This window comes from Paraburkholderia sp. RAU6.4a, from assembly GCF_050435625.1.
Taxonomy (GTDB): domain Bacteria; phylum Pseudomonadota; class Gammaproteobacteria; order Burkholderiales; family Burkholderiaceae; genus Paraburkholderia; species Paraburkholderia tuberum.
Window position 1 is genome coordinate 2190468 of record NZ_JBNDKQ010000002.1, and the last position, 23574, is coordinate 2214041.

Below are 23574 nucleotides of genomic sequence, written 5' to 3' on the forward strand. Positions count from 1 at the left end.
GATTCAATCGATCGCGGAAGCGCACATGTCGAAAGGCGTCGCCGCCGCATGGCCGACGACCGGCAGCACTTTCAGGGTCGCCGCCGTGACCCGGCACGGCAGCGCCGCGGCGCCGCAGCCGCCGAGCGGCAACAGCAGCGCGCCGGCAACGAGCCACGCCACGGCGCGCCGCCGCTGCTCAGTAGTTCTGGATAACGGCACGCGGACCTCGCCGATTCACGCAGTCGTGTTGAGCAGATGGCCGATGAGCCCCGTGCCCGGCGCAGGCAGTGCAGGCTTCCCGAGCCCGGCGCTCTGCTGCGATTTCGCCGCTGCGCCCGTGGAGTTTGAACTGGCGGATTTCTCCGTGGCCGGCTTATTCGCCAGCGAGGAGAAAGGCGTGGAACTGAGCGTATTGTGGATCGTCATGATGGACCTCGCGAAGGTGCGCATTGCGCACCGGTGTCGGTTGAACGCCGCGCGCCGTCGTCCGAGGCAGCGGGCCTCGTTCGGCGTGCGGCGCGACTTGCTGCGGAACCAATCATCGCGCCGCGCGGGTGCCGACGATGGGCGAAGCAAAGCACGCTTTCGCGCGGTTGTTACGATCCGTTCCGTGGGCTTGCGAGGGCTTTCGAGTGCTTGCCAACTGTTGTCATCGCGTGCCTGTCGTCGCGCAGAGCCGGATCAGGCAGTGCTAAAGTAAGCGCTGCACCTTCGCTGATCCGCCCCGGCGCGAGCCCGCCAGCACCGAGCGGCGCACAGTAAGCGTTGGTAAGGAAATGCCCGGTCGCGCGTCGGGCGGGCCAGTCTAGAATTTCGCCATGAATCCACAGGTCCTTATCGTCGACGACGATCCGGTCGTACGCGATCTGCTTTGCAAGTTTCTGCAGTCGAACGGCTTCGATGCGTCCGTGCTGCATGACGGCACCCATTTGCAGCGTCGTCTCGAGCGTGAGCGGCCGTCGGTCGTCGTGCTCGACATCATGATGCCGAACACCGACGGCCTGCGCGCGCTCACCGCGTTGCGCGCCGCCGGCGACGACATCCCGGTGATCTTCGTGACCGCGCGCGGCACGGTGGCCGACCGCATCGTCGGCCTGTCGCTCGGCGCGGACGACTATCTGACCAAGCCGTTCGATCCGCGCGAACTGCTCGTGCGGATCCAGACCGTGTTGCGCCGGCGCGGGCCGTCCACCACGAGCGCGCCCGAAGCACGCAAGCGCTACCGCTTCGGTCCATTCGAACTGGACTTCGCCACGCGCTCGCTGAGCCGCGACGACGCCAAGCTGCCGCTGCGCGACAGCGAATTCGCGCTGCTGAAGATCTTCGTCAACAATCCGTACAAGGTGCTGTCGCGCGTGCTGATTCACGATCTCGTGCATCGCGACAACCTCGCGTTCCGCGACCGTAGCCTCGACGTACCGATCTGGCGCCTGCGCCGCGTGATCGAGGACGATCCGTCGAACCCGTGCCACGTGCAAACGGTGCGCGGCAAGGGCTACGTGTTCGTGCCCGACGCCAACGGCACACCCTTCGAGGACGGGGCCGCCCCGAGCGCATGAGAAATCCGCTGAACACGCTGTTCGGCAGAATGGCGTTGCTGTCGGCGGCGGTGCTGTTCGCGATTCAGGCGAGCTGGTTCGTGCTGGTGACGATGCAGCCGCCGCGCCATGAAATCGACGGCTTCGCGCGCGGCATTCTGCTCGTGCTGCAGGCGATCAACGGCGAGCCGATCAAGGGCGCCGCGCTCGCGCCGGCGATGCGCGTGCATCTGGTGCCCACCTGGAACATGCCGACCAGCGTGCATCTGCGCGAGCCGCACGAGCATATGGTGGTCGAACTGAGCCGGCACCTGCGTGAGAACCTGCCGGCCGGCACGCAGATCGCCGTTGACGATCTGCGTCCGCCGCAACTGTGGGTGCTGGTCCCGGGCAAGTCGAACTGGGTCGTCGTGCCGGTCGACCTGCCGCCGCCGCCGCGCTTTCTGATCGAATCGGTGTCGATGCTGGTCGCCGGGCTGATCCTGTCGTTGTTCGCGGTGTGGCAGATGCAACGGCCGTTGTCGCGCGTGGCCGATGCGTCGCGCGCGTTCGGCTCGGGCGGCCGGCCCCAACCCGTGCCGGTGCAGGGCCCGCGCGAGCTGCGTGAGCTGATCGGCTCATTCAACGACATGATGCGGCGCCTGAACGAAGCCGGCGACGACCAGGCGGTGATGCTCGCCGGCGTCGCGCACGATCTGAAGGCGCCGCTCACGCGCCTGAAGCTGCGCGCAAGCGTGCTGGTCGACGAAAACGAGCGCGCGGGCCTGATCCGCGACGTCGATTCCCTGACCAACATCGTCCAGCAGTTCCTCGAATTCGCGGGCCAATCGGCGGACGCCGGACCGCCCGTCGAAGTCGACGAGTTCTTGCGCGAGCAGTTTTCCTCGGGCGATTACGCGGAGGCCGCTGAAACCGCCGAAGCGGCGGACCCCGCCGAAACCCCGCTGTTCGGGCTCGATCTGCGCGCCGGCCCCTCGTTCACGCTGCCGCGCACGCTGCTCGACCGGCTCGTGACGAACCTCGTCGACAACGCGCTCGAACACGGCATGCCGCCGGTGGAAATCTCGACCGCGTGCAACGACCGTCATTGGACGATCAGCGTGCGCGACCACGGCGCCGGCATTCCCGACGACCGCATTGCCGCGGCGATGAAGCCGTTCGTGCGGCTCGACGCCGCGCGCGGCGGCGAAGGCCATTGCGGGCTCGGTCTCGCGATCGTCGCGCGGCTCGCGCACGATCGCGGTGGACGCTGCCTCGTGCGCAATCACGCGCAGGGGGGGCTCGAAGTGCGGATCGAATTGCCGGTGGACCCGGCGCTGTCGTAAGGATGCTCGCAGGCAAACGCGGCGCGGACCGGACACTTACCTGCCCTTACCGCATCGACTGTCGCGCGGGTTGCGGCCTTATAGTCGCCCCCGGCAACCTTGATGCAGCCCTTCCCGGTCCGCCCGCACCTCTGCGGCGGACTTTTTTTTTGCGCTGTAAGGAAGGCCACCAAAGCGCGCCAGCGAAGCGCGTCAATGCACGAGCCGATTGCGCAGCGCGTCGACCGTCGCCGTGGAAAGACCGAGGCCTTGCGTCAGGTAGCTCGCCATCGTGCCGTAGCTCGCCTGCACCTGGTCGAAGCCCGCCTGCAGATAATTCTCGTCGACGTCGAGCAACGGCGCTCTCGCCGTCGCGATGGCCGCGCCTTCCTGCGCGCGCAGCGTGGTGGTTTGCGCGGCGATCGATGGCGCGAGATAGACGTTGCTGAGCAGGTAGTCCTGCATGATCACGTCGAGCGGAACGTTGGCGATGCTGAGCAGCAGCGCCGCGACCCAGCCCGCGCGATCCTTGCCCGCGTTCGAGTGGAATAGCTGCACGCCCGTGCCGTCGGCGAGCGCGCCGAGCAGCGCGCCATAGGCGGCTCGCTGCGGGCCGCCCGTCACATACGCGCGCGCCTGCGCCTGCATGAACGCGACGGCGTCGACGGGAGAATCGACCGGGGGCGCGACGAAGTCGTTCGTGCCGAGCACGTTCAGCGTCGAGGATGTCGCGCCGATCGGCAGCACGTCGGCGGTGCGTGCGATTTCGGCGGGCGTGCGCAGGTCGTAGACCGACACGATACCGAGCTTGTCGAGCGTCGCCGTGTCGGTGCCGCTCAGCGTCAGCGCGTTCGCGCGATAGAACACGCCGCGCCGCATCTGTTTGCCGTCGACGGTCAGGTAGCCGGCACCCGCGCCGCCGACATCGCGGAAGTTGCTGACCGACACGAGCCGCGGCGTAGCCGGCTGATCGGCTTCGAGACTACCGCCGCAGGCGGACAGCAGCGTGCTGCCGAAACCCGCGGCCAGCATCGCACCGGCCGAGCCCCTCAGAAAGCGTCGCCGCGCCGCCGACGCTTCGCCGGGCATGCCGCGCTCCACGGGCACGGTCGTGCTCGCAAAGGCGCGGAAAGGCGAACGGTTTTTCGCGGTAACGGACATCGGGGCGACAGGTGTATAGGAGGATTGCGTGGGGCAGCCGGGGCTGCAGACGCAGTTTAACGTTGACCAATAAGTTTTGCGTTACATCGTAGGGGTTAGTAAGAAAAAAGAGGGACGGTTGGCCCACTGATTTCCGTTCCCTTGCGGTGCCTTATCGGCCGTTACCGCGAGCACGCCCTTTTTGACCCCAAGTGGCCTCACGACGCCGCATCCCCGTAGAATACATACACCCTCCCATCCGGCCCCCGCAGGCACAAGAAACCTGGAGACCACAACAAAACATGTCTTCTCTCCAATGGTTCACCGAGCTGACCCCGCGCGAGCGTCGCACGCTATTCGCCGGTTTCGGCGGATACGCGGTCGACGCGTTCGACTTCATGATCTACTCGTTCCTCATCCCGACGCTGATCGCGACGTGGGGCATGAGCAAAAGCGAAGCAGGCATGATCGCCACCAGCTCGCTGATTTCGTCGGCGATCGGCGGCTGGCTCGCCGGCATTCTTGCCGATCGCCACGGGCGCATCCGTGTATTGCAATGGACGATCGCCACCTTCGCGATCTTCACGTTCCTGTCTGGCTTCACGCAGTCGTTCTGGCAGTTGCTCGCCACGCGTACGCTGCAGGGCATCGGCTTCGGCGGTGAGTGGTCGGTCGTGACGATCATGATGGCCGAGACGATCCGCTCTCCACAGCATCGCGCAAAGGCGGTCGGCACCGTGCAGAGCAGCTGGTCGTTCGGCTGGGCGGCCGCGGCGATCGTCTACTGGGCGGCTTTCGCGCTGCTGCCCGAGCAGTACGCGTGGCGCGCGTGTTTCTGGGTTGGCCTTCTGCCCGCCGCATGGATCATCTATATCCGCCGCAACGTCAGCGACCCCGAGATCTTTGTCGCGACGCGTCGCGCGCGCGAAAGCGGCATCAACACGTCGCACTTCATGCAGATCTTCTCGGCCGCGCATCTGAAGACAACTGTGCTCGGCAGCGCGCTGTGCACCGGCATGCTCGGCGGCTACTACGCGATCACGACGTGGCTGCCCACTTATCTGAAGACCGAGCGCCATCTGTCGGTGTTCAATACGAGCGGCTATCTGATCGTGCTGATCGTCGGTTCGTTCGCCGGCTATATCGTCGGCGCGATTCTGTGCGACAGGATCGGCCGGCGCGCGTCGTTCGTGCTGTTCGCGGTCGGCTCGTTCGTGCTCGGCATGGTCTACACGATGCTGCCGATCACCGACACGATGATGCTCGCGCTCGGCTTCCCGCTCGGCATCGTCGTGCAGGGGATTTTCGCGGGCATCGGCGCGTATCTGTCGGAGCTGTATCCGAACGAAATCCGCGGCTCGGGGCAAGGCTTCTGCTACAACCTCGGGCGCGGGCTCGGCTCGTTCTTTCCGATACTCGTCGGCACCTTCGCGCAGACAATGACGCTCGTGAAGGCGATGGGCATCGTCGCGGGCGCGGGGTATCTGCTCGTGATCGTCGCCGCGTTGTGCCTGCCGGAAACGAAGGGCAAGGTGCTAGGGGCGGCCGGCTCCGCCGCTTGAGATCGTCTGACACCGCAGTTCCCAATCATGAAAACGATCGTACTCGGCGGCGGCGTCATCGGCGTCGCCACTGCTTTTTATCTGTGCCAGCAAGGCTGCGACGTGACGGTGATCGAGCGCGAACCCGACGTCGCCCTGTCCACGAGTTTCGGCAACGCCGGCGTGATCGCGCCGGGCTACGTGACGCCATGGGCCGCGCCCGGCATGCCGGCGAAAATCCTCAAGTACCTGTTCAAGCCGGCCTCGCCGCTGATCTTCCGGCCGACGCTCGATCCGGCCCAATGGCGCTGGATCGCGCGCTGGCTGCGCGAGTGCGACCTCGACCGCTTTCGCGTGAACAAGCAGCGTATGCAGCGCATCGCGTACTACAGCCGCGCTTGCCTGCACGAATTCCGCGGCCGTCATCCGTTCGACTACGGCCGCAGCCAGGGCTATCTGCAACTGTTTCGCAGCGAGTACGACGTCGAACTCGCGCAGCCGGCGCTCGCGGTGCTGCGCGATGCGGGCATCGTGCATCGGGAAGTCAGCGCCGCGCAGTGCGCGGAGATCGAGCCCGGTCTGCGCTGGGCGCGTCAGGCGCCGTTCTCGGGCCTCTATCTGCCCGACGACGAAGCCGGCGACTGCGCGCGCTTCACCCGCGAACTGCGCGCGATCTGTGAACGCAATGGCGTGAGCTTTCGCTTCGACACGCGCGTCACGTCGCTCGATGTCGAGGGAGCGACGGTGCGCGGCGTGCGTATTCAAAGCGAGCAGGGCGCGCAGACGCTGCCGGCCGACGCGGTGGTCGTCGCGCTCGGCGTCGATAGCGCGGCGCTGCTCGCGCCGCTCGGCGTGAAGGTGCCGCTCTATCCGGTGAAGGGCTATTCGGCCACGCTGCCTGTGACCGACGAGGAAAAAGCGCCACGGGCGGCACTGATGGACGAATCGCTGAAGACGGCGATCACGCGCTTCGGCAACAACCTGCGCATCGCGGGTACGGCGGAGCTCGGCAATCGCCAGACGACGTTGCGCGAGCAGGCGCTGCAAACGCTGCTCACGGTGCTGCGCGACTGGTTTCCGCACGCGGCCAATCCGACTTCCGCGCACTTCTGGGTCGGCCACCGGCCGATGACGCCCGATGGCGCGCCGCTGCTCGGCCCGTGCAACATCGACAACTTATGGCTGAACCTCGGGCACGGCTCGACGGGCTGGGCGATGTCGATGGGCTCGGCGCGCGTGGTCGCGGATCTGATCGCGCAGCGCAAACCGGAGATCGATCTCGACGGTCTGACGCTCGCGCGCTATCGCCAATGAGGCGGACATAACGCACCGCGACGAGATAAAAGAAAACCGGGCTCCCCCTTTCAGGCGAGCCCGGTTTCTTTTTTACTGCATTGCTTTCCCGCTACAGGTGCCCTTCATGGGGCGCCTTGCCGTCTCCACGTCTTCCTGCAAATCGTGGCCGGCGCGCGCGGCCTGGAACGCCAGGCACGCACACCGGCTGAAGACGCTTAACGCGGCAGTTCCGAATGCCCCATCAGGAACGCATCGACCGAACGTGCGCACTGACGGCCTTCGCGAATCGCCCACACCACGAGCGACTGGCCACGGCGCATGTCGCCTGCCGTGAACACCTTGTTCACCGACGTGTAGTACGCCTTGTCGCCCTCGGTCGTGGCGCGCACGTTGCCGCGCGCATCCTTGTCGACGCCGAACGCTTCGAGCACCGGCGACACCGGCTGCGTGAAGCCCATCGCGAGCAGCACGAGGTCGGCCTTCATTTCGAATTCGGAGTTCGGCACTTCGACCATCTTGCCGTCCTTCCATTCGACGCGCGCGGCGATCAGCTTCTCGACCTTGCCGTTCTTGCCTTCGAGACGCTTGGTCGCGACCGCCCAGTCGCGCTCGCAGCCTTCCTCATGCGACGACGACGTGCGCAGCTTGATCGGCCAGTACGGCCATACGAGCGGCTTGTTCTCTTCTTCCGGCGGCTGCGGCAGCAGTTCGAACTGCGTGACGCTCTTCGCGCCATGACGGTTCGACGTGCCCACGCAGTCGGAACCGGTATCGCCGCCGCCGATCACGACGACGTGCTTGCCCTTCGCGACGAGCTGGTTCGGCACTTTGTCGCCGGCGTTGACCTTGTTCTGCTGCGGCAGGAATTCCATCGCGTAGTACACGCCTTCGAGCTCGCGGCCCGGCACCGGCAGATCGCGCGGCATTTCGGAACCACCGGCGATCACGACCGCGTCGAACTGTTCGTTCAGCTCGGCCGGCGTGATGGTTTCCTTCGCCGTGTTGCCGATGTGCGCCGGCAGCGAGTCCGGCTTGCCGATGAACACGTTGGTGCGGAACGTCACGCCTTCGCCTTCCATCTGGCGCATGCGGCGGTCGATCTGCCACTTCTCCAGTTTGAAGTCGGGGATGCCATAACGCAGCAGGCCGCCGATCCGGTCGTTCTTCTCGAACACGGTCACGTCATGACCGGCGCGCGCGAGCTGCTGCGCGGCCGCGAGACCCGCGGGGCCCGAGCCGACCACGGCGACCTTCTTGCCGGTCTTGTGCTTCGGCGTTTGCGGCGCGACCCAGCCTTCGGTCCAGGCTTTGTCGATGATCGCGTGCTCGATCGACTTGATGCCGACCGGGTCGTCGTTGATGCCGAGCGTGCACGCCGCTTCGCACGGTGCCGGGCAGATACGGCCCGTGAACTCGGGGAAGTTGTTGGTCGAATGCAGCACTTCGATCGCGTTCTTCCAGTCCTGACGGAACACCAGGTCGTTGAAGTCCGGGATGATATTGTTGACCGGGCAGCCGCTGTTGCAGAACGGAATGCCGCAGTCCATGCAACGCGCGCCTTGAATCTTCGCTTCGTCGTCGGTCAGTGCCGCGACGAATTCCTTGTAGTGCTTCACACGCGTGAGCGGAGCCTCGTACGTCTCGTGGCGACGTTCGAACTCGAGAAAACCGGTTGCCTTGCCCATGTGGTTCTCTTCTCTATCTGTATCTAGGGGGTAATCTGGACCCGCCACGCGTCGATTGGTCGGAACGCGGCGGGTACGTCTAAAGTTGACTTCCGTGAAGGCAGCTCAGGCGGCGAGCACTTCGCTGTTCGCCTTCTTTGCGGCGAGTTCGCCGAGCGCGCGCTTGTATTCGGTCGGGAACACCTTCACGAACTGACGGCGTGCCGCGTCCCAGTTTTCGAGCAGCGCCTTCGCGCGCGGCGAGCCCGTGAACTGGAAGTGACGCTCGATGAGCCCCTTCAGCAGCGCTTCGTCGGTCGTGCCGCGATGCCACACGCCCTGATCGACCGTGCGCTCCTGTTCGGCCTGTTGCAGAACCGGTTCGAGCGCGACCATCGACTTGTTGCACTTGCTCGCGAACATGCCGTCCGGATCGAACACGTACGCGATGCCGCCCGACATGCCGGCCGCGAAGTTACGGCCCGTCTCTCCGAGCACGACGACCGTGCCGCCCGTCATGTATTCGCAACCGTGGTCGCCCGTGCCTTCGACGACCGCCGTCGCGCCCGAGTTACGCACGCAGAATCGCTCGCCGGCCACGCCGCGGAAGAAGGCTTCGCCTTCGATCGCGCCGTACATCACCGTGTTGCCGCAGATGATGTTCTCTTCCGACTTGCCGCGGAAATCGTTGGTCGGACGGATGATGATGCGGCCGCCCGACAGGCCCTTGCCCACGTAGTCGTTGCCGTCGCCGACCAGATCCAGCGTGATGCCCTTCGCGAGGAACGCGCCGAAGCTCTGACCCGCAGTGCCCTTCAACTGGATGTGGATCGCGTCGTCCGCGAGTCCTTCGTGGCCGTACTTCTTCGCGATCGTGCCCGACAGCATCGCGCCGACCGTGCGGTTCACGTTGCGCACCGGCTGGATGAACGACACGTGCTCGCCTTTCTCGATCGCGGCCTTCGCCTTCTCGATCAGCGTGTGGTCGAGCGCGCGGTCGAGGCCGTGATCCTGCACGTCGACGTGCTTGCGCGCGACTTCAGCCGGCACTTGCGGCTGGTAGAACACACGCGAGAAGTCGAGGCCCTTCGCCTTCCAGTGCTCGATACCCTTCTTCGTGTCGAGCAGTTCCGCGCGACCGATCAGGTCGTCGAACCTGCGGATACCGAGTTGCGCCATGATTTCGCGCGCCTCTTCCGCAATGAAGAAGAAGAAGTTCACGACGTGTTCCGGCTGGCCCTGGAACTTCGCACGCAGCACCGGATCTTGCGTCGCGACGCCGACCGGGCACGTGTTCAGATGGCACTTGCGCATCATGATGCAGCCTTCGACGACGAGCGGCGCCGTCGCGAAGCCGAACTCGTCAGCGCCGAGCAGCGCGCCGATCACGACGTCGCGGCCGGTCTTCATCTGACCGTCGGCCTGCACGCGGATACGGCCGCGCAGCCGGTTCAGCACCAGCGTCTGCTGCGTTTCGGCGAGACCCAGTTCCCACGGCGTGCCCGCATGCTTGATCGACGACAGCGGCGATGCACCCGTGCCGCCGTCATGACCGGCGATCACGACGTGGTCGGCCTTCGCCTTCGCGACACCCGCGGCAACCGTACCGACGCCCGACTCCGACACGAGCTTCACCGAGATGCTCGACGACGCGTTCACGTTCTTCAGATCGTGAATCAGCTGCGCCAGATCTTCGATCGAGTAGATGTCGTGGTGCGGCGGCGGCGAAATCAGGCCGACGCCCGGCACCGAGTAACGCAGCTTGCCGATGTAGTCCGACACCTTGTGACCCGGCAGCTGACCGCCTTCGCCCGGCTTCGCGCCCTGCGCCATCTTGATCTGGATCTGGTCGGCCGACACGAGGTACTCCGCCGTCACGCCGAAGCGGCCCGACGCGACCTGCTTGATGCGCGAGCGCAGCGAATCGCCTTCCTTCAACGCAATGTCGACGACCACTTCGTCGCCGATCACGGACTTCATCGTGTCGCCGTTCTTGATCGGAATGCCGCGCAGTTCGTTGCGGTAACGGTTTGCGTCTTCACCGCCTTCACCGGTGTTCGACTTTCCGCCGATGCGGTTCATCGCGACGGCGAGCGTGGCGTGCGCTTCGGTGCTGATCGAGCCCATCGACATTGCGCCGGTCGCGAAACGCTTGACGATTTCCTTCGCCGGTTCGACTTCGTCGAGCGGGATCGCCTTGGTCGGATCGAACTTGAACTCGAACAGGCCGCGGAAGGTCATGTGGCGCTTGGTCTGATCGTTGATCAGATGCGCGTATTCCTTGTACGTCTGGTACGAGTTGCTGCGCGCCGAGTGCTGCAGCTTGGCGATCGCATCCGGCGTCCACATGTGTTCTTCGCCGCGCACGCGGTACGCGTACTCGCCGCCCGCGTCCAGCATGTTCGCGAGGACCGGGTTGTCGCCGAATGCTTCGCGATGCAAACGGATCGCTTCTTCCGCGACGTCGAACAGACCAATGCCGCCGACTTTCGACGACGTGCCGTGGAAGTACTTCGACACCAGATCCGCGGCGAGACCGACCGCTTCGAAAATCTGCGCGCCGGTGTACGACATGTAGGTCGAAATACCCATCTTCGACATGACCTTCTGCAGACCCTTGCCGACTGCCTTCGTGAAGTTGTAGACCGCCTTCTCCGCCGACAGGTCGCCCTTCAGGCCGCCCGCGAGCTGGCTCAGCGTTTCCATCGCGAGGTACGGGTGGACGGCTTCCGCGCCATAGCCCGCGAGCAGCGCGAAGTGGTGCGTTTCACGCGCCGAACCGGTTTCGACGACGAGACCCGTGCTCGTGCGCAGACCCTGCTGCACGAGGTGCGTATGGATCGCGGCCGTAGCGAGCAGCGCCGGAATCGCGACGTTGTCGCGATCGGTCTTGCGGTCCGACACGATCAGCATGTTGTAGCCGGACTTGACCGCATCGACGGCTTCCGCGCACAGCGACGCAAGGCGTGCCTCGATGCCTTCCTTGCCCCAGGCGACCGGATAGCAGATGTTCAGTTCGTACGAGCTGAACTTGCCGCCCGTGTACTGATCGATCGCGCGGATCTTCGCGATGTCCTTGAAGTCGAGCACCGGCTGCGACACTTCGAGACGCATCGGCGGGTTGATGTTGTTCGTGTCGAGCAGGTTCGGCTTCGGGCCGATGAACGACACGAGCGACATCACCATGTTTTCACGGATCGGATCGATCGGCGGGTTCGTGACCTGCGCGAACAACTGCTTGAAGTAGTGATAGAGCGTCTTGTTCTTGTTGGACATGACCGCGAGCGGCGAGTCGTTGCCCATCGAGCCGACGGCTTCCTCGCCCGCTTGCGCCATCGGCGCCATCAGGAACTTCAGGTCTTCCTGGGTGTAGCCGAACGCCTGCTGGCGATCCAGCAGCGCAGCAGCTTCGCGGCGTTCCGTCACGACGTCTTCGGCCTTCGCCTCGATCTCGTCGAGCTTGATGCGCACGGCGTCGATCCAGCTCTTGTACGGCTTGGCGTTCGCGAGGTTGTCCTTCAGTTCCTTGTCGTCGATGATGCGGCCGTGCTCCATGTCGATCAGGAACATCTTGCCCGGCTGCAGACGCCACTTCTTGACGATCTTCGACTCGGAAATAGGCAACGTGCCGGCTTCCGACGCCATGATGACGAGGTCGTCGTCGGTGACGATGTAGCGCGCCGGGCGCAGACCGTTACGGTCGAGCGTCGCGCCGATCTGGCGGCCGTCGGTGAACGCGATGGCGGCGGGGCCGTCCCACGGCTCCATCATGGCGGCGTGGTATTCGTAGAACGCGCGGCGATTTTCGTCCATCAGCGTGTGCTGTTCCCAGGCTTCCGGAATCATCATCATCATCGCGTGGACGAGCGGGTAGCCGGCCATCACCAGCAGTTCGAGACAGTTGTCGAACGATGCCGTATCCGATTGGCCCGGATAGATCAGCGGCCACAGCTTCGGCAGATCGTCGCCGAGTACGTGCGAGGCGATCGCGCCGGTACGCGCGTTCAGCCAGTTGACGTTGCCCTTCACCGTGTTGATTTCGCCGTTGTGGGCGATCATGCGGTACGGGTGAGCCAGTTCCCACGCCGGGAACGTGTTGGTCGAGAAGCGCTGGTGCACGAGTGCGAGCGCCGAGATGGTGCGGTCGTCCTGCAGATCGCGGTAGTACACGCCGACCTGGCCCGCCAGCAGCAGACCCTTGTAGACGACCGTGCGCGCCGACATCGACGGCACGAAGTATTCCTTGCCGTGCTTGAGCTTCAGCGCCTGGATGCGATGGCTCGCGGTCTTGCGGATGATGTACAGCTTCCGCTCGAGCGCGTCGGTCACCATGATGTCCTTGCCGCGGCCGATAAAGATCTGGCGGATCAGCGGCTCGCTCGCCTTCACGGTCGGCGAGATCGGCATGGCGTGGTCGACCGGCACGTCGCGCCAGCCGAGCACGACCTGACCCTCGGCCTTCACCGTGCGCTCGAGCTCCTGTTCGCAGGCAATGCGCGACGCGTGCTCCTTCGGCAGGAAAATCATGCCGACGCCGTATTCGCCAGCCGGCGGCAGCGTCACGCCCTGCCGGGCCATCTCTTCGCGATAGAAGCCGTCCGGAATCTGGATCAGGATGCCCGCGCCGTCGCCCATCAGCGGATCGGCGCCGACGGCGCCCCGGTGATCGAGGTTCTCGAGAATCTTCAGGCCCTGCTGGATGATTTCGTGACTCTTGTGTCCCTTGATATGGGCGACGAAGCCGACGCCGCAGGCATCATGCTCGTTTTGCGGGTCGTACAGACCTTGGGCGGCGGGAACCGGGTGAATCGGTTGCTGATGATCGTTCATGGGGACACCGTCTGTGAGGAGGCCGGACAGGCCGTTAAACCATTGTGCTTTTGCCGCAGTGCGCTTCGGGACCACGACGGCGCTCTTCTCGCAGCAAGACTGCGCGGGACGAAAAGCGTCGGAAATCGGAATATACGCGACGAATCAAGGAAATAGCAAATAAAACCTAATGATCAGCCCCCGATTATCAAATTGGTGCAGTGCGGTTATTTTTTATTGGTGCCACATCAATTTGGGGCAAAAGAAAACGGCATCCGACGTGCCGTCTTCATGCAGTCCCTTGATGCAAAACACTTTAATCGGATTTAAAGCGGCTCTATCGGCGCCGCCGGGGTATCGCCCTGCCGCCGCCTCACTGCGTATGCGGCGTCTCGCGCACCTTGCGTGGCCGGCCACGCGGTAGGGGTGACACACGTCGGTTGGCGGCGCGCGCCGCCCATTCGCGGTACGTGTCGCTGCCGAGCACCCAGCCCTTCAACGTGGCTTGCTGAAGCTGACTTGCCTCGCGCTCGTCGAGCGGCTGCTCGCACAGTTCGCGATAAGCACGCTGTCGCTCGAACGGCGTATTGCCGAGCGACCAGTAAAGGGGGTGATCCGTGATCAGACTGTCAAGGGTGAGGCCGATGTGATGACGGTAGCTCGACCAGCGATAATCCTCGGCCGCGTTGACCAGCTGCAAGCGCACCGGACACATTTCCACGACCCGGCTCGCAAGCAGGAAGTAGCGCTCACCCTCGATCACGGTGGCCCGGTAACGGCCTTCCCACAAGGTGCCGCGACGCGCATAGCGCCGGTTGAAGTGCGCGACATAGCGCCGCCCGACGGCCTGCATCGCCTTGGGCAGGCTCGACTCCTCGGTGGGCGTGACAAGCAGTTGCACGGCGCCCGGCATCAAGGCGTAGGCGTGGATGGAAAGGTGATGGTCCCGGGAGGCCGCCTTCAGACAGTCGATGAAAAGCTCGTAGTCCTGGTCGTCGACGAAGGCGGGCTGCTGGTCGAGCCCGCGGAGGATGACGTGCTGCGGCTGGTCGGGGACATAAAGACGTGCAAGCCGTGCCATGCTGGAGTGTCCAATAGTCGCGTTGGTATATACCCGAAGGTCCGAAGAGCCGCATGGGCGCGAGGTTCGGCGCCATGCGGCCAAGCCAGAAACCACGCGGTGCTTAGGGAGAAAACTCTAACCGCCGCGTATGGTTTGTTTCAAACGTTGTAGTCATAATGAGCGGGCCTTTTTTGGAGGAGCACACATATGAAATTAAAACAGGCCGTAACGGGGATGGCAGTGCTAGCCTGCATGAGCACGGCAGCGCACGCACAATCGGCCGGCACCATTTACTTCTCGACGGGCTGGTTCCATCTGGCGCCCCAATCGAGCAGCGACCCACTGACCGTGACCAGCATTGGCGGTAGCCCAACCAACATCACCGAAGCCAACACCGGCGCCTCGCTGAGTTCGGCCGATACCATCGGTTTCACCGCCGGCTACTTCGTCACCGACCATATCGCAACCGAATTCGTCATTGGCGTCCCCCCTACTTTCGATCTGTACGGCACGGGCAGCTTCGCGCAGTTCGGCAAGCTCGGGCAGGCCAAACAGTGGAGCCCGACGCTGCTGTTCAAGTACTACTTCAACGCGCCGACCGCTTCGTTCCGCCCGTATCTCGGTCTCGGTGTGAGCCGCATCTGGTTCACCGACGAACACATTTCCAACAGCGCATTCGAAGCCAACGTTCTGCATGGTCCGACCAGTGTGTCGACGGATAGTTCGTGGGAACCCGTGTTTAATGCGGGCTTCACGTACGCCTTCAATCAGCATTGGTTCGCCGGCGTGTCGATCTCGTACCTGCCGCTCAGCACGACCGCAAAGCTCAGTTCGGCATCGGCCACGCCGGTCGGCACGCTGACCGTGCAATCGCAAACCAAGATCAAGCTGAACCCGATCGTCACTTACGTCAACGTCGGTTACCGTTTCTAACGCTTCGCTAGAGCAGGTAGCTTGAATTAGGGTAGTCGAATTTTCGCGACCTGGGGAACGCCGTCATCGAACCGATCACGGCGTTTGCATTTGGCGTCTCTGTTGCATCGGGATGGCAGCGTCATCCGGCATCAGCGTTTGTAAATTTGACGCGAATTCGGCGCGTCCATGTGCAAAATCCGGCGACGATACGGGCACGCCCCATCCTGTCGCGAGCCGCACGCGTGCAGCGGTGCCGGCAATGCAGCGCTTGGCATCGAAGTTGCGTTTAGATGGCGTTTCCTATGCGACGACGTGATACTGCGTCTACGCATAGCGTGTCCGCGCGACGATGCGCGGGGCCTTTCAACTCATCGACGGAGCGACCATGACAGCACTTCCAAATACGCGAGACGCCCTCGGCGAATCCTGGACCAGCGCGAGTCGCCGCGCGCGGCGCATCGCTCGCCACAGCCGCCACGCGGCCGAAGATATCGCGGTCGAGTTGCGCACCCTGCTGTCGGAACTCGAATCGACCTTGGCCGACGGCACGCAGGCCGACGCCGTGGCCCTGCGCGGCAGGCTGCGCAAACAGTTGGACGCCGCGCGCGAGCGGCTGAACGACACGCGCGACGCGATGCGCGATCGTGCGGGCGTCGCGATCTCGGACGCCGATCACTACGTGCATGAAAATCCGTGGCAGACGATTGCGATCGTCGGCGGGCTTGCGCTGGTGCTGGGGGCGCTGTTCGCGTCCCGTTCGCGATGACACTGGCTTGCCCGGTTTGACGGTGCTGGCAAGGGGGCGCGACGGCCGCTTCGATGCGGCAACGCTGAACGTTACACCCCTTGCCGCGCCCAGCCGCCAGCGGCTAGTTATCGTCGATCACGAACAGCCGCCGATACTCCTTCAGCGCGTAACGATCGGTCATCCCCGCGATGTAATGCGCGATCAAACGCGGCTGACGCGTCGCATCGGCCGACTGATAGTCCGGCGGCAGCAGCCGCGGGTCGTCGGTGAACGCGTCGAACAGGCCGACCACGACGCGGCGTGCCTTGTTGGCCATGCGCATCACGCGATAGTGACGGTACATGTTTCTGAACAGGAAGCGCTTGAGCGCCGCGGCCTGCGCGGCGATCGCATCACTGTGCGCGACGAGCGGGGGCGCCGCGCGCACGTCGTCGAGTGACGCCGGCGCGTAGCGCGCGAGATTGGCCCGCGTCGTTTCGATCAGATCGACGATCAGCGTATTGATCACGCGCCGCACCGTCTCGTGAATCAGCCGACGCCCCTCGATCTGCGGATAGTCGCCGCGCGCCGCCTCGCAGTGCGTCTGCCAGAGTTCCACTTCGGCGAGCTGCTCGAGCGACAGCAGACCGGAGCGCAGACCGTCGTCGACGTCGTGATTGTTGTACGCGATTTCGTCGGCGACGTTGGCGATCTGCGCTTCGAGCGACGGTTGCCGCCCTTCGAGAAAGCGCTCGCCCAATGTCCCGAGCCGGCGCGCGTTGTCGCGTGAGCAATGCTTGAGAATGCCCTCGCGCGTCTCGAAGCACAGGTTCAACCCATTGAACGCTCCGTAGTGCTCTTCAAGTTCGTCGACGACCGTGAGGCTCTGCAGGTTGTGCTCGAAGCCGCCATGCTCGCGCATGCATTCGTTCAACGCATCCTGGCCGGCATGGCCGAACGGCGTATGGCCGAGATCGTGCGCCAGCGAAATCGCTTCGACGAGATCTTCATTGACGCGCAGATTGCGCGCAACCGAGCGCGCGATCTGCGCAACTTCGAGGCTATGGGTGAGGCGCGTGCGAAACAGGTCGCCCTCGTGGTTGACGAATACCTGAGTCTTGTATTCGAGCCGCCGGAATGCGGTCGAGTGGACGATGCGGTCGCGGTCGCGCTGAAACTCGGTACGCGCGCTCGGCGCGGTTTCCGCATAGCGACGCCCACGCGACTGGCTCGAATGCGCCGCGTACGGCGCAAGATGCGCTTCGAGCGCCTGCTGGGTCGGCGCGGGGACGGCGGGTGTGGCAACCGCGGCAGCGGCATCCGCGGCGCTGACCGTGGCGGCGATGACGCCGTTCCCGGCGCCTGCGCGCGCGCTCGTCGTGTCATGCTGGATATCGTCGCTGCGCCTGTCAGTCACCGGGTCCTCCGAAACATGGGCGGCGCCTCGTGACGCGGGTGCGTGAAGCGTGGCTGCAGGGCCGTGTTGAATCTAGACGGCGACGGCCAGCGTCGCATGCACGTCGGCGTCGGGCGCGCGGGTGATCAGTGTCTCACCGAAACGCTTCAGCAGAATGAACTTGATCGCGCCGGCTTCCGCCTTCTTGTCGATCTGCATCAGCTCGATGTAACGATCCGCGCCGAGCGCGGGAGCATGAGTGGGCAGATGCGCGGCAAGCACGACGTCGACGAGCCGCTTGCGCGACGCTTCATCGAGATGGCCGAGCCTCACGGACAGATCCGCCGCCATCACCATTCCGCAACCGACCGCCTCGCCGTGCAGCCACTCGCCATAGCCGAGTCCGGCTTCGATCGCGTGGCCGAACGTGTGACCGAAGTTGAGGATCGCGCGCAGACCACCTTCGCGCTCGTCCTGCGCCACCACCGACGCCTTGATCTCACACGAGCGTTTGACTGCCTCGGTCAACGCCTCCGGTTCGCAGCGGTTCAAAGCCTCGATATTGGCCTCGATCCAGGTGAAGAATCCGGCGTCGGCGATTGCGCCGGTCTTGATGACCTCGGCGATGCCCGCCGCGAGTTCGCGTTCGGGCAACGTACGCAATGCGCCGATGTCAGCGATCACCGCCCGAGGCTGGTAGAACGCGCCGATCATATTCTTGCCCAGCGGATGATTGATGCCGGTCTTGCCACCGACCGACGAATCCACCTGCGACAGCAACGTGGTCGGCACCTGGATGAACGGCACGCCGCGCATGTAGCAGGCGGCGGCAAACCCGGTCATGTCGCCGATCACACCGCCACCGAGCGCGATCAGCGTGGTCTTGCGGTCGGCGCGCGAGCCGAGCAGCGCGTCGAAGATCAGGTTCAGCGTCTGCAGATTCTTGTGTGCTTCGCCGTCCGGCAAAACCACCGTGGACACCTGCTTGTTCAGCGGCGCAAGCGCTGCGCGCAGCTTGTCGCCGTAGAGCGGATCGACGGTGCTATTGGTGACGATCGTGACCGAGTTGCCGGCGATATGCGGCGCGAACAGCGCGGTCTGGCCGATCAGGCCGGCACCGATATGGATGGGGTAGGCGCGCTCGCCCAGTTCGACGTTGACGGTAATCATACGGTCCATTATGAAGCAGGATGTTTGGCGACGCCGGCCATCTCGAGCTGCATCAGAACCATGTTGACGAGTCCGTTGACCGAGGGCCGGCCGGTTTCGATCACGAAGTGCGCGCATTCGCGGTACAGCGGGTCGCGCACTTCATAGAGCGCTTCGAGGCGCGCCTTGGGGTCTTCCGTTTGCAGCAGCGGGCGATTCTTGTCGCGCCGCGTGCGCAGCCACAGGTCATGCGGATTGGCGCGCAGATAGATCACGAGGCCACGGCTTTTCAACGCTTCGCGGTTTTCCGGCCGCAGGACTGCACCGCCGCCGGTCGCGAGCACGATATTGTCGCGCCCGGTCAGCTCGGAGATCACGCTCGCTTCGCGATCGCGAAAGCCCGCTTCGCCCTCGAGCTCGAAGATCACGGGAATGCGCGCGCCCGTGCGCGCCTCGATTTCGTGGTCGGAATCGAAGAACGGGCGCTCGAGACGGCGCGCAACCGCCCGACCCACAGTGGTTTTTCCTGCCCCCATGAGCCCTACGAAAAAAACATTGGCGTGTGCGTCCCGCGCTTGCAACGGTGTCCTCTGGCTAATCCGGTGTAGTTCGTGCCGCAGCTTACTGGCAAAGCGGCTGCCTTGTCGAGCCTGCGCGCCGCCGGCGGACGGCGGTGCATGCGTGCCCTATATGCCCTAATTTTCCCGCACCACGCGCGGTGTGATGAAAACCGCCAGTTCGCTACGCGTGTCGCGATGAGTCCGATGGCGGAACAATGCGCCCAGAACCGGTATTTTGCCGAGGAGGGGCACCCGCTCGACGTCGTCACGGTCGTCGGTCTCGTAAATTCCGCCGATCGACACCGTACCACCGTCCTCGACCTCGACGCGCGTTTGCACGTGCTTGGTGTTGATCGCGGGCCCGGCGTCGGTCTGCTCGCCGACGCTGTCCTTCGCGACGTCGAGATCGAGCACCACGCGGCCATCCGGCATGATCTGCGGCTCGACCTCCAGTTTGAGCGTCGCCCGACGAAACTGCACGCCCGATACGCCCTGGCCGACCTTCGCCTGATACGGCAGCTCGGTGCCCTGCTCGACGATCGCCTTCATCCGGTCCGCGGTGACGACCCGTGGGCTCGACACGATTTTCCCATGCCCTTCGGACTCGAGCGCCGAGAGTTCGATATTCAGCAGCCGGGTCGCGTGAGCCGCGAACAGCGTGAGGCCGGCGGTCGCGGCATCGAATCCGGAGATCGGTCGGGCCGACAGATCGTACACGGAGCCGTCCGTCCCACCCGTCAGCCCTCTCGACGTACCGTCCGCGCTGGTGCCGGCGAGCGACAGCCGCACCCCGAGATTGCGCGAAAAGCCCTGGTCGCCTTCGACGATCTGAGCCTCGATCAGCACCTGGCGAGTCGGCCGGTCGACGGAAGCGATCAGCGCCGCGATCTGCTCGAGCCGCCCCGCGAGATCGGTGACGAACAGCAGGTTGGTGCGCGGATCAGCGGTGACGGCGCCACGTTTGGACAGCACGCGCTGGGTGCCGGAACCGGTCAGCAGGCGACGCACGTCCTCGGCGTGCGCGTAGTGCAGCTCGAACGTGCGGCTCGCGAGCGGCTCGAGGTCCGCGGCGCGCGCGTGGGCTTCGAAGCGCTGACGTTCGCGCGCGGCGAGCTCGGCGGCAGGCGCGACCCAGATTACGTTGCCGTGGCGCTCCATCGCCAGATTGTTGACGTCGAGCAAGGTGTCGAACGCGGTGCGCCACGGCACCTTGTCGAGACGTATCGACACGGCGCCGCGCACTTTGTCGCTGGCGACGATGTTCAGGCCGGTGAACTCGGCGAACGCTTTCAGGACCGCGCCAAGTTGCGCACGCTGAAAGTTCAGCGAGATCGGCTCGTTGCCCGCGGGAAGGCCCGAGTCCGCACTCGCCGATGCGTCGGCGAGGCGCGGCCGCGGCGGCAGCGGGACCGGCGGGCCTTCGAGACCAGGCGTGCCGGCACTGTCGTCGCGAGCCGGGGGTGGCGGGTTGTCTTGGCGAAGGCGGCGGCATTGGGCCGTTGGCGACGTCGTCCGGGGAAGCGTCGGGCGCTATCGCGGAACGCGCGGCCGGCTGGAGCGTGTCCGGCTCCTGGGCCGCGCCTGGCGTGGAAACGTCGCCGAACGGATTGGCCGCCTGGCCGATGCCGCCGCTCGGCAACGGCGCCGTCTCGTAGGCGGTGTTGGCCGATACGGCCGGGTCGTCGAGCGCCGCGTAAGTCGGCAACGGCGGCAGCAGCAGTGGCGTCGCTGCCTGTGCGACGCCGGCACCCAGCGTCGCGGCGACGTAGAGCCCGAAACACCGCCCGGAGACGACGCGGACCTCGCGTCCGACACCCAGCGTCGCGACGCTCCATCGCTTGAGCGGGCGCATCATGACGCCTCCGTCAGCGTCAGCGTGCGCGTCGCGCCGCCGTTCGCGAGCGTAATGCCAAGCGCGTCGAGCTGTGTGACCCGCTCGACGCCCAGTCGTTGCCCGGCCGCGACCGTCGTCGTGCCGTCTGGCGTGTCGAGCAGCGCGAGCCCGCGGGTACGATCGCGCAGCAAACCGACAAGGCGCAACTCAGAAGCATCGCCCAGCTCGCCGCTCGCGGAGATCTGCGACTTCGCAAACGGATCGAAGAACACGAGGCCTTCGTCGTCATCGTCGGCAGCCTCGTCGGCGTCAGGGCTCGCCTCGGCGCTCGCAGCCGGGGTGTCGGGCACCGGTCGCAGCGCGGCGTACACCTGCAGCGTCGCGGCCACCGCGAGCCCTTTGCCGTCCTGCTTGACGGTCACGTCGACGGGAACGATCAGCACCGGCAGTTGCGCGAGCCCGTGGAAAAACGCCATCAGGTGAACGAAGTCGGTGCGCGCGGTGAGCTGCAGCACGCGCATCCGCTCGACGCCCTCGCCGCTCGCCGCGCCCGGTTCCACCGCAAGCAGCGCGACGCCGCTTTGCGTGGCCAGCTCGGAGACGATGCGCACGTCGTCGGCGGAGTTCCACGACACGGCGCTCGACGCCGTGGCCGGCATCGCCGCGGCTGCACGGCGCAGCGACGGCAGCTGTGCGAGCGTGTGCCGCGCGTGTGCGAGACGCTGCGTGCTGACCGCGAGCGCTGCGCGGCTCGCTTCCAGTCCGGCGAGATCAGCCGCGTTCCAGCCGTACGCGCCGACGCCGAACACGAGCGCGGCAAGCGTCGCCGCGACGAGCCAGCGACGGCGCCGGCTCCACGCCTCGAGCGGCGTACGCGCCTGCTTGACCCAGCGCGAAAAACCCGCGGACCCATGCGCCGCACCACCCGCCTCGAAAAAGGTCGTGCTCATCGCGCACCTCCCGTTCGTGCGGCCTTCAGGGCGCGCGTCGCTTTGTGCGGCGGATCGCCCCAGCGCAGGCGCGCATCGAACTCCACGGGTCCGCCTATCGCCTGTTCCGTCGACGCGCCGCCCTTCCCCGTCGGCCGATGCAGATCACGCATCTCCGCGCCCTGCACGCCGTGGATCGCGCCGAGCCGCTTGAGCCACTCAGCCGACGCGATATGGTCACTCGAAGTCGCCAGCAATTCAGTCTCGTACTCGCGCTGGCGCAGCTGCCGCAACACGACGCGATCGCCGGGTTCGAAGCTCAGCGCGTCGAGCAGATCGCGCAGATGTGCGAGCGGCCTCGCGAGACTCGCGGCGCGCGCCGCGGCTTCGCGCTCATCCTGTTCGGCCCGCGACAGCTTCGCGTGCTCCGCGAGCGGCACGGCGAGCGGAGTCAGCGCCTGCCCGGCCGCCGCGCGCCGCGCATCGAGCCGCGCTGCGGCGAAGCTCTGCCAACCGGCGACGAGCGACACACCCGCGGCACCGACACAAGCAGCCACAGCCCAGTCGCGCATACAGCGGCGCCGCGCGAGTCGCGCGTTGCGTTGGCGATACGGCAGCAGATTGAAGCCGCCCAGCCACGGTACAGCGGCGCGCTGATCGGCACTCGCGGCGACGCCAGACGAAAACGACAGAACGGCCTTCATTCCAGCACCCCGCGCAACGCGAGCCCAAACGCGACCGCGCCAGCCGGCTCGTGCAGCAAGGCGTCGTCGAGCGGCCGCGCGTGGCTGCCGAGCAGCGCGCATTCGAACGGCAGCGCCGAGCAGCCGAGCACGTCGCCAATATCGGCGAGTGAAAAGCCGACGCCGTCGAGCAGATCGATTTCGCCGCCAATCAGCGCGCAGTCGAACTCCGGCCCGCGCATGAGATCGCGCAACGCGTCGGCGAGATCGGCATGCTCCGGCGCCGGGTAGCGCATCTCGCCGACGCTCGCGCCATCGACGACGCTCCAGCCGTACACGCCGTCCGTACCGACCCACACCGCCGCGTACGGCTCGTTCGGGTCGAGCTCGCGACTGGCCGCGTGGCGCAGCGCGCGCAATGCCGCGTGCGGTTCGCCATCGATCGCGGACAGCGAAATCCCTGCGGTCGCGGCGCATTCGATCCGCGCTTCGAGATGCTGACGCGCGGTCGCGGCGATCTTGACCGAGCGCACCGGCGACGGCGTCTCGTCGACGTACCAGTCGACCGCGAGCGCATGACGCTCGAGGCCGGCGATGCGCTCCGCCTCTCCCATCACCGCGGGCGCAAGTCCGGCGAGCGCAACGCCGCCGTCCTCCCCCTCGCAGTCGCTCTGAGCGGCGAGCCGCGCGAGCGGCACTGTCGTCGTCAGCGTGGCCGACGAAGGCACGGCCATCGCGCAGCGCAGCGCGTGCGTCGCGCATACGCGCGGCAAACCGGCGAACGCATCGCGCAACGCCCGCGCGACGGCCTGCCGATCGACGATCTCGGCGCCCGCCATGGTGCCGGCCGCGAGCGGCACCGTGCTCATATGTTCGAGATGCAGCGCGCCCCGGGCGCGTTGACTCACCACGACGAGACGCACGTTTTGCGAACCGACATCGATGCCGGCGGCGAAACGCTGCCGGCCCTCCCGCACCGCCTGAAGCCACGAATTTTTATAGGCCATACCGCCCCTCCCTCTGACTCACGCGACGAACCATTCG

General features: G+C 65.6%; 18 protein-coding genes and 1 pseudogene. 6 read left to right on the top strand and 13 right to left on the bottom strand.

Going from position 1 to position 23574, the window contains the following annotated elements; genetic code table 11:
• Positions 1-3: 3 nt before the first annotated feature.
• The gene (locus OKW40_RS14930; protein ID WP_184070632.1) at positions 4-201 is read right to left on the bottom strand and encodes a DUF6726 family protein; all 198 of its coding nucleotides are present in this window, start codon (positions 199-201) and stop codon (positions 4-6) included.
• Between the two features lie 15 nt (positions 202-216).
• On the bottom strand, positions 217-408 hold the full coding sequence (locus tag OKW40_RS14935; protein ID WP_260331864.1) for a hypothetical protein: 192 nt from the start codon (positions 406-408) through the stop codon (positions 217-219).
• A gap of 392 nt (positions 409-800) precedes the next feature.
• On the opposite strand from OKW40_RS14935, the gene OKW40_RS14940 reads away from it, so the two are divergent.
• Both OKW40_RS14940 and OKW40_RS14945 read left to right on the top strand, forming a co-directional pair.
• Positions 801-1541, top strand: a complete 741-nt coding sequence (locus tag OKW40_RS14940) for a response regulator (protein ID WP_429490345.1) — start codon at positions 801-803, stop codon at positions 1539-1541.
• Positions 1538-2845, top strand: coding sequence for an ATP-binding protein (locus OKW40_RS14945; RefSeq protein ID WP_429490347.1), 1308 nt, complete (start codon positions 1538-1540; stop codon positions 2843-2845). The genes OKW40_RS14940 and OKW40_RS14945 overlap by 4 nt, the downstream gene beginning before the upstream one ends.
• Before the next feature lie 192 nt (positions 2846-3037).
• Here OKW40_RS14945 and OKW40_RS14950 read toward each other — a convergent pair whose 3' ends face one another.
• Positions 3038-3913, bottom strand: coding sequence for a tyrosine-protein phosphatase (locus OKW40_RS14950; protein ID WP_429490349.1), 876 nt, complete (start codon positions 3911-3913; stop codon positions 3038-3040).
• A 353-nt stretch (positions 3914-4266) separates the two neighbouring features.
• Between OKW40_RS14950 and OKW40_RS14955 the strand changes: the two genes are divergently transcribed.
• Positions 4267-5526, top strand: coding sequence for an MFS transporter (locus tag OKW40_RS14955; RefSeq protein ID WP_429356246.1), 1260 nt, complete (start codon positions 4267-4269; stop codon positions 5524-5526).
• 27 nt (positions 5527-5553) lie between these two features.
• Positions 5554-6819 (top strand): D-amino acid dehydrogenase, encoded by a 1266-nt coding sequence (locus tag OKW40_RS14960; protein WP_429490351.1) that lies wholly within the window; start codon positions 5554-5556, stop codon positions 6817-6819.
• Between the two features lie 197 nt (positions 6820-7016).
• On the opposite strand, the gene OKW40_RS14965 is transcribed toward OKW40_RS14960, so the two are convergent.
• The 3 genes from OKW40_RS14965 to OKW40_RS14975 all read right to left on the bottom strand — a co-directional run bounded on the left by OKW40_RS14965 (position 7017) and on the right by OKW40_RS14975 (position 14355).
• Entirely contained in the window at positions 7017-8486 is a 1470-nt protein-coding gene (locus tag OKW40_RS14965) for a glutamate synthase subunit beta (protein ID WP_090802122.1), read from the bottom strand.
• Positions 8487-8591: 105 nt separating this feature from the next.
• Positions 8592-13295 carry a glutamate synthase-related protein gene (locus tag OKW40_RS14970; protein ID WP_429490353.1) on the bottom strand — a complete coding sequence of 1568 codons (4704 nt, stop codon included), beginning with the start codon at positions 13293-13295 and terminating at the stop codon, positions 8592-8594.
• A gap of 352 nt (positions 13296-13647) precedes the next feature.
• Positions 13648-14355 (bottom strand): transposase, encoded by a 708-nt coding sequence (locus OKW40_RS14975; protein ID WP_013090727.1) that lies wholly within the window; start codon positions 14353-14355, stop codon positions 13648-13650.
• 189 nt (positions 14356-14544) lie between these two features.
• On the opposite strand from OKW40_RS14975, the gene OKW40_RS14980 reads away from it, so the two are divergent.
• The gene (locus OKW40_RS14980; protein WP_429356249.1) at positions 14545-15270 is read left to right on the top strand and encodes an OmpW/AlkL family protein; all 726 of its coding nucleotides are present in this window, start codon (positions 14545-14547) and stop codon (positions 15268-15270) included.
• Between the two features lie 367 nt (positions 15271-15637).
• Positions 15638-16018, top strand: coding sequence for a DUF883 family protein (locus tag OKW40_RS14985; RefSeq protein ID WP_090802126.1), 381 nt, complete (start codon positions 15638-15640; stop codon positions 16016-16018).
• 103 nt (positions 16019-16121) lie between these two features.
• On the opposite strand, the gene OKW40_RS14990 is transcribed toward OKW40_RS14985, so the two are convergent.
• The 7 genes and pseudogenes from OKW40_RS14990 to pilM all read right to left on the bottom strand — a co-directional run bounded on the left by OKW40_RS14990 (position 16122) and on the right by pilM (position 23537).
• Positions 16122-17324, bottom strand: a complete 1203-nt coding sequence (locus OKW40_RS14990) for a deoxyguanosinetriphosphate triphosphohydrolase (protein WP_429408501.1) — start codon at positions 17322-17324, stop codon at positions 16122-16124.
• Between the two features lie 144 nt (positions 17325-17468).
• A complete protein-coding gene (gene aroB, locus OKW40_RS14995; RefSeq protein ID WP_429490355.1) occupies positions 17469-18545 on the bottom strand; it encodes a 3-dehydroquinate synthase in 1077 nt (358 codons plus the stop codon).
• Between the two features lie 8 nt (positions 18546-18553).
• Complete coding sequence (locus OKW40_RS15000) at positions 18554-19105, bottom strand: shikimate kinase (protein ID WP_090802131.1); 552 nt, start codon at positions 19103-19105, stop codon at positions 18554-18556.
• Positions 19106-19219: 114 nt separating this feature from the next.
• Positions 19220-20939: pseudogene (gene pilQ, locus OKW40_RS15005) on the bottom strand (type IV pilus secretin PilQ).
• Positions 20936-21868 carry a hypothetical protein gene (locus OKW40_RS15010; RefSeq protein ID WP_429490356.1) on the bottom strand — a complete coding sequence of 311 codons (933 nt, stop codon included), beginning with the start codon at positions 21866-21868 and terminating at the stop codon, positions 20936-20938. Before OKW40_RS15010 ends, pilQ begins: the two are co-directional and overlap by 4 nt.
• Positions 21865-22551, bottom strand: coding sequence for a fimbrial assembly protein (locus OKW40_RS15015; RefSeq protein ID WP_429490358.1), 687 nt, complete (start codon positions 22549-22551; stop codon positions 21865-21867). The genes OKW40_RS15010 and OKW40_RS15015 overlap by 4 nt, the downstream gene beginning before the upstream one ends.
• Entirely contained in the window at positions 22548-23537 is a 990-nt protein-coding gene (gene pilM, locus OKW40_RS15020) for a pilus assembly protein PilM (protein ID WP_429490360.1), read from the bottom strand. The genes OKW40_RS15015 and pilM overlap by 4 nt, the downstream gene beginning before the upstream one ends.
• Positions 23538-23574 lie beyond the last annotated feature (37 nt).

Excerpts from the sequence above, each read along its gene's own strand:
- OKW40_RS14935 (WP_260331864.1), bottom strand. The coding sequence starts at position 408 with ATGACGATCCACAATACGCTCAGTTCCACGCCTTTCTCCTCGCTGGCG.
- aroB (WP_429490355.1), bottom strand. The coding sequence starts at position 18,545 with ATGATTACCGTCAACGTCGAACTGGGCGAGCGCGCCTACCCCATCCAT.
- OKW40_RS14940 (WP_429490345.1), top strand. The coding sequence starts at position 801 with ATGAATCCACAGGTCCTTATCGTCGACGACGATCCGGTCGTACGCGAT.
- pilM (WP_429490360.1), bottom strand. The coding sequence starts at position 23,537 with ATGGCCTATAAAAATTCGTGGCTTCAGGCGGTGCGGGAGGGCCGGCAG.
- OKW40_RS14945 (WP_429490347.1), top strand. The coding sequence starts at position 1,538 with ATGAGAAATCCGCTGAACACGCTGTTCGGCAGAATGGCGTTGCTGTCG.
- OKW40_RS14950 (WP_429490349.1), bottom strand. The coding sequence starts at position 3,913 with ATGCCCGGCGAAGCGTCGGCGGCGCGGCGACGCTTTCTGAGGGGCTCG.
- OKW40_RS14960 (WP_429490351.1), top strand. The coding sequence starts at position 5,554 with ATGAAAACGATCGTACTCGGCGGCGGCGTCATCGGCGTCGCCACTGCT.
- OKW40_RS15010 (WP_429490356.1), bottom strand. The coding sequence starts at position 21,868 with ATGAGCACGACCTTTTTCGAGGCGGGTGGTGCGGCGCATGGGTCCGCG.
- OKW40_RS14975 (WP_013090727.1), bottom strand. The coding sequence starts at position 14,355 with ATGGCACGGCTTGCACGTCTTTATGTCCCCGACCAGCCGCAGCACGTC.
- OKW40_RS14955 (WP_429356246.1), top strand. The coding sequence starts at position 4,267 with ATGTCTTCTCTCCAATGGTTCACCGAGCTGACCCCGCGCGAGCGTCGC.
- OKW40_RS14970 (WP_429490353.1), bottom strand. The coding sequence starts at position 13,295 with ATGAACGATCATCAGCAACCGATTCACCCGGTTCCCGCCGCCCAAGGT.
- OKW40_RS15015 (WP_429490358.1), bottom strand. The coding sequence starts at position 22,551 with ATGAAGGCCGTTCTGTCGTTTTCGTCTGGCGTCGCCGCGAGTGCCGAT.
- OKW40_RS14980 (WP_429356249.1), top strand. The coding sequence starts at position 14,545 with ATGAAATTAAAACAGGCCGTAACGGGGATGGCAGTGCTAGCCTGCATG.
- OKW40_RS14965 (WP_090802122.1), bottom strand. The coding sequence starts at position 8,486 with ATGGGCAAGGCAACCGGTTTTCTCGAGTTCGAACGTCGCCACGAGACG.
- OKW40_RS14985 (WP_090802126.1), top strand. The coding sequence starts at position 15,638 with ATGACAGCACTTCCAAATACGCGAGACGCCCTCGGCGAATCCTGGACC.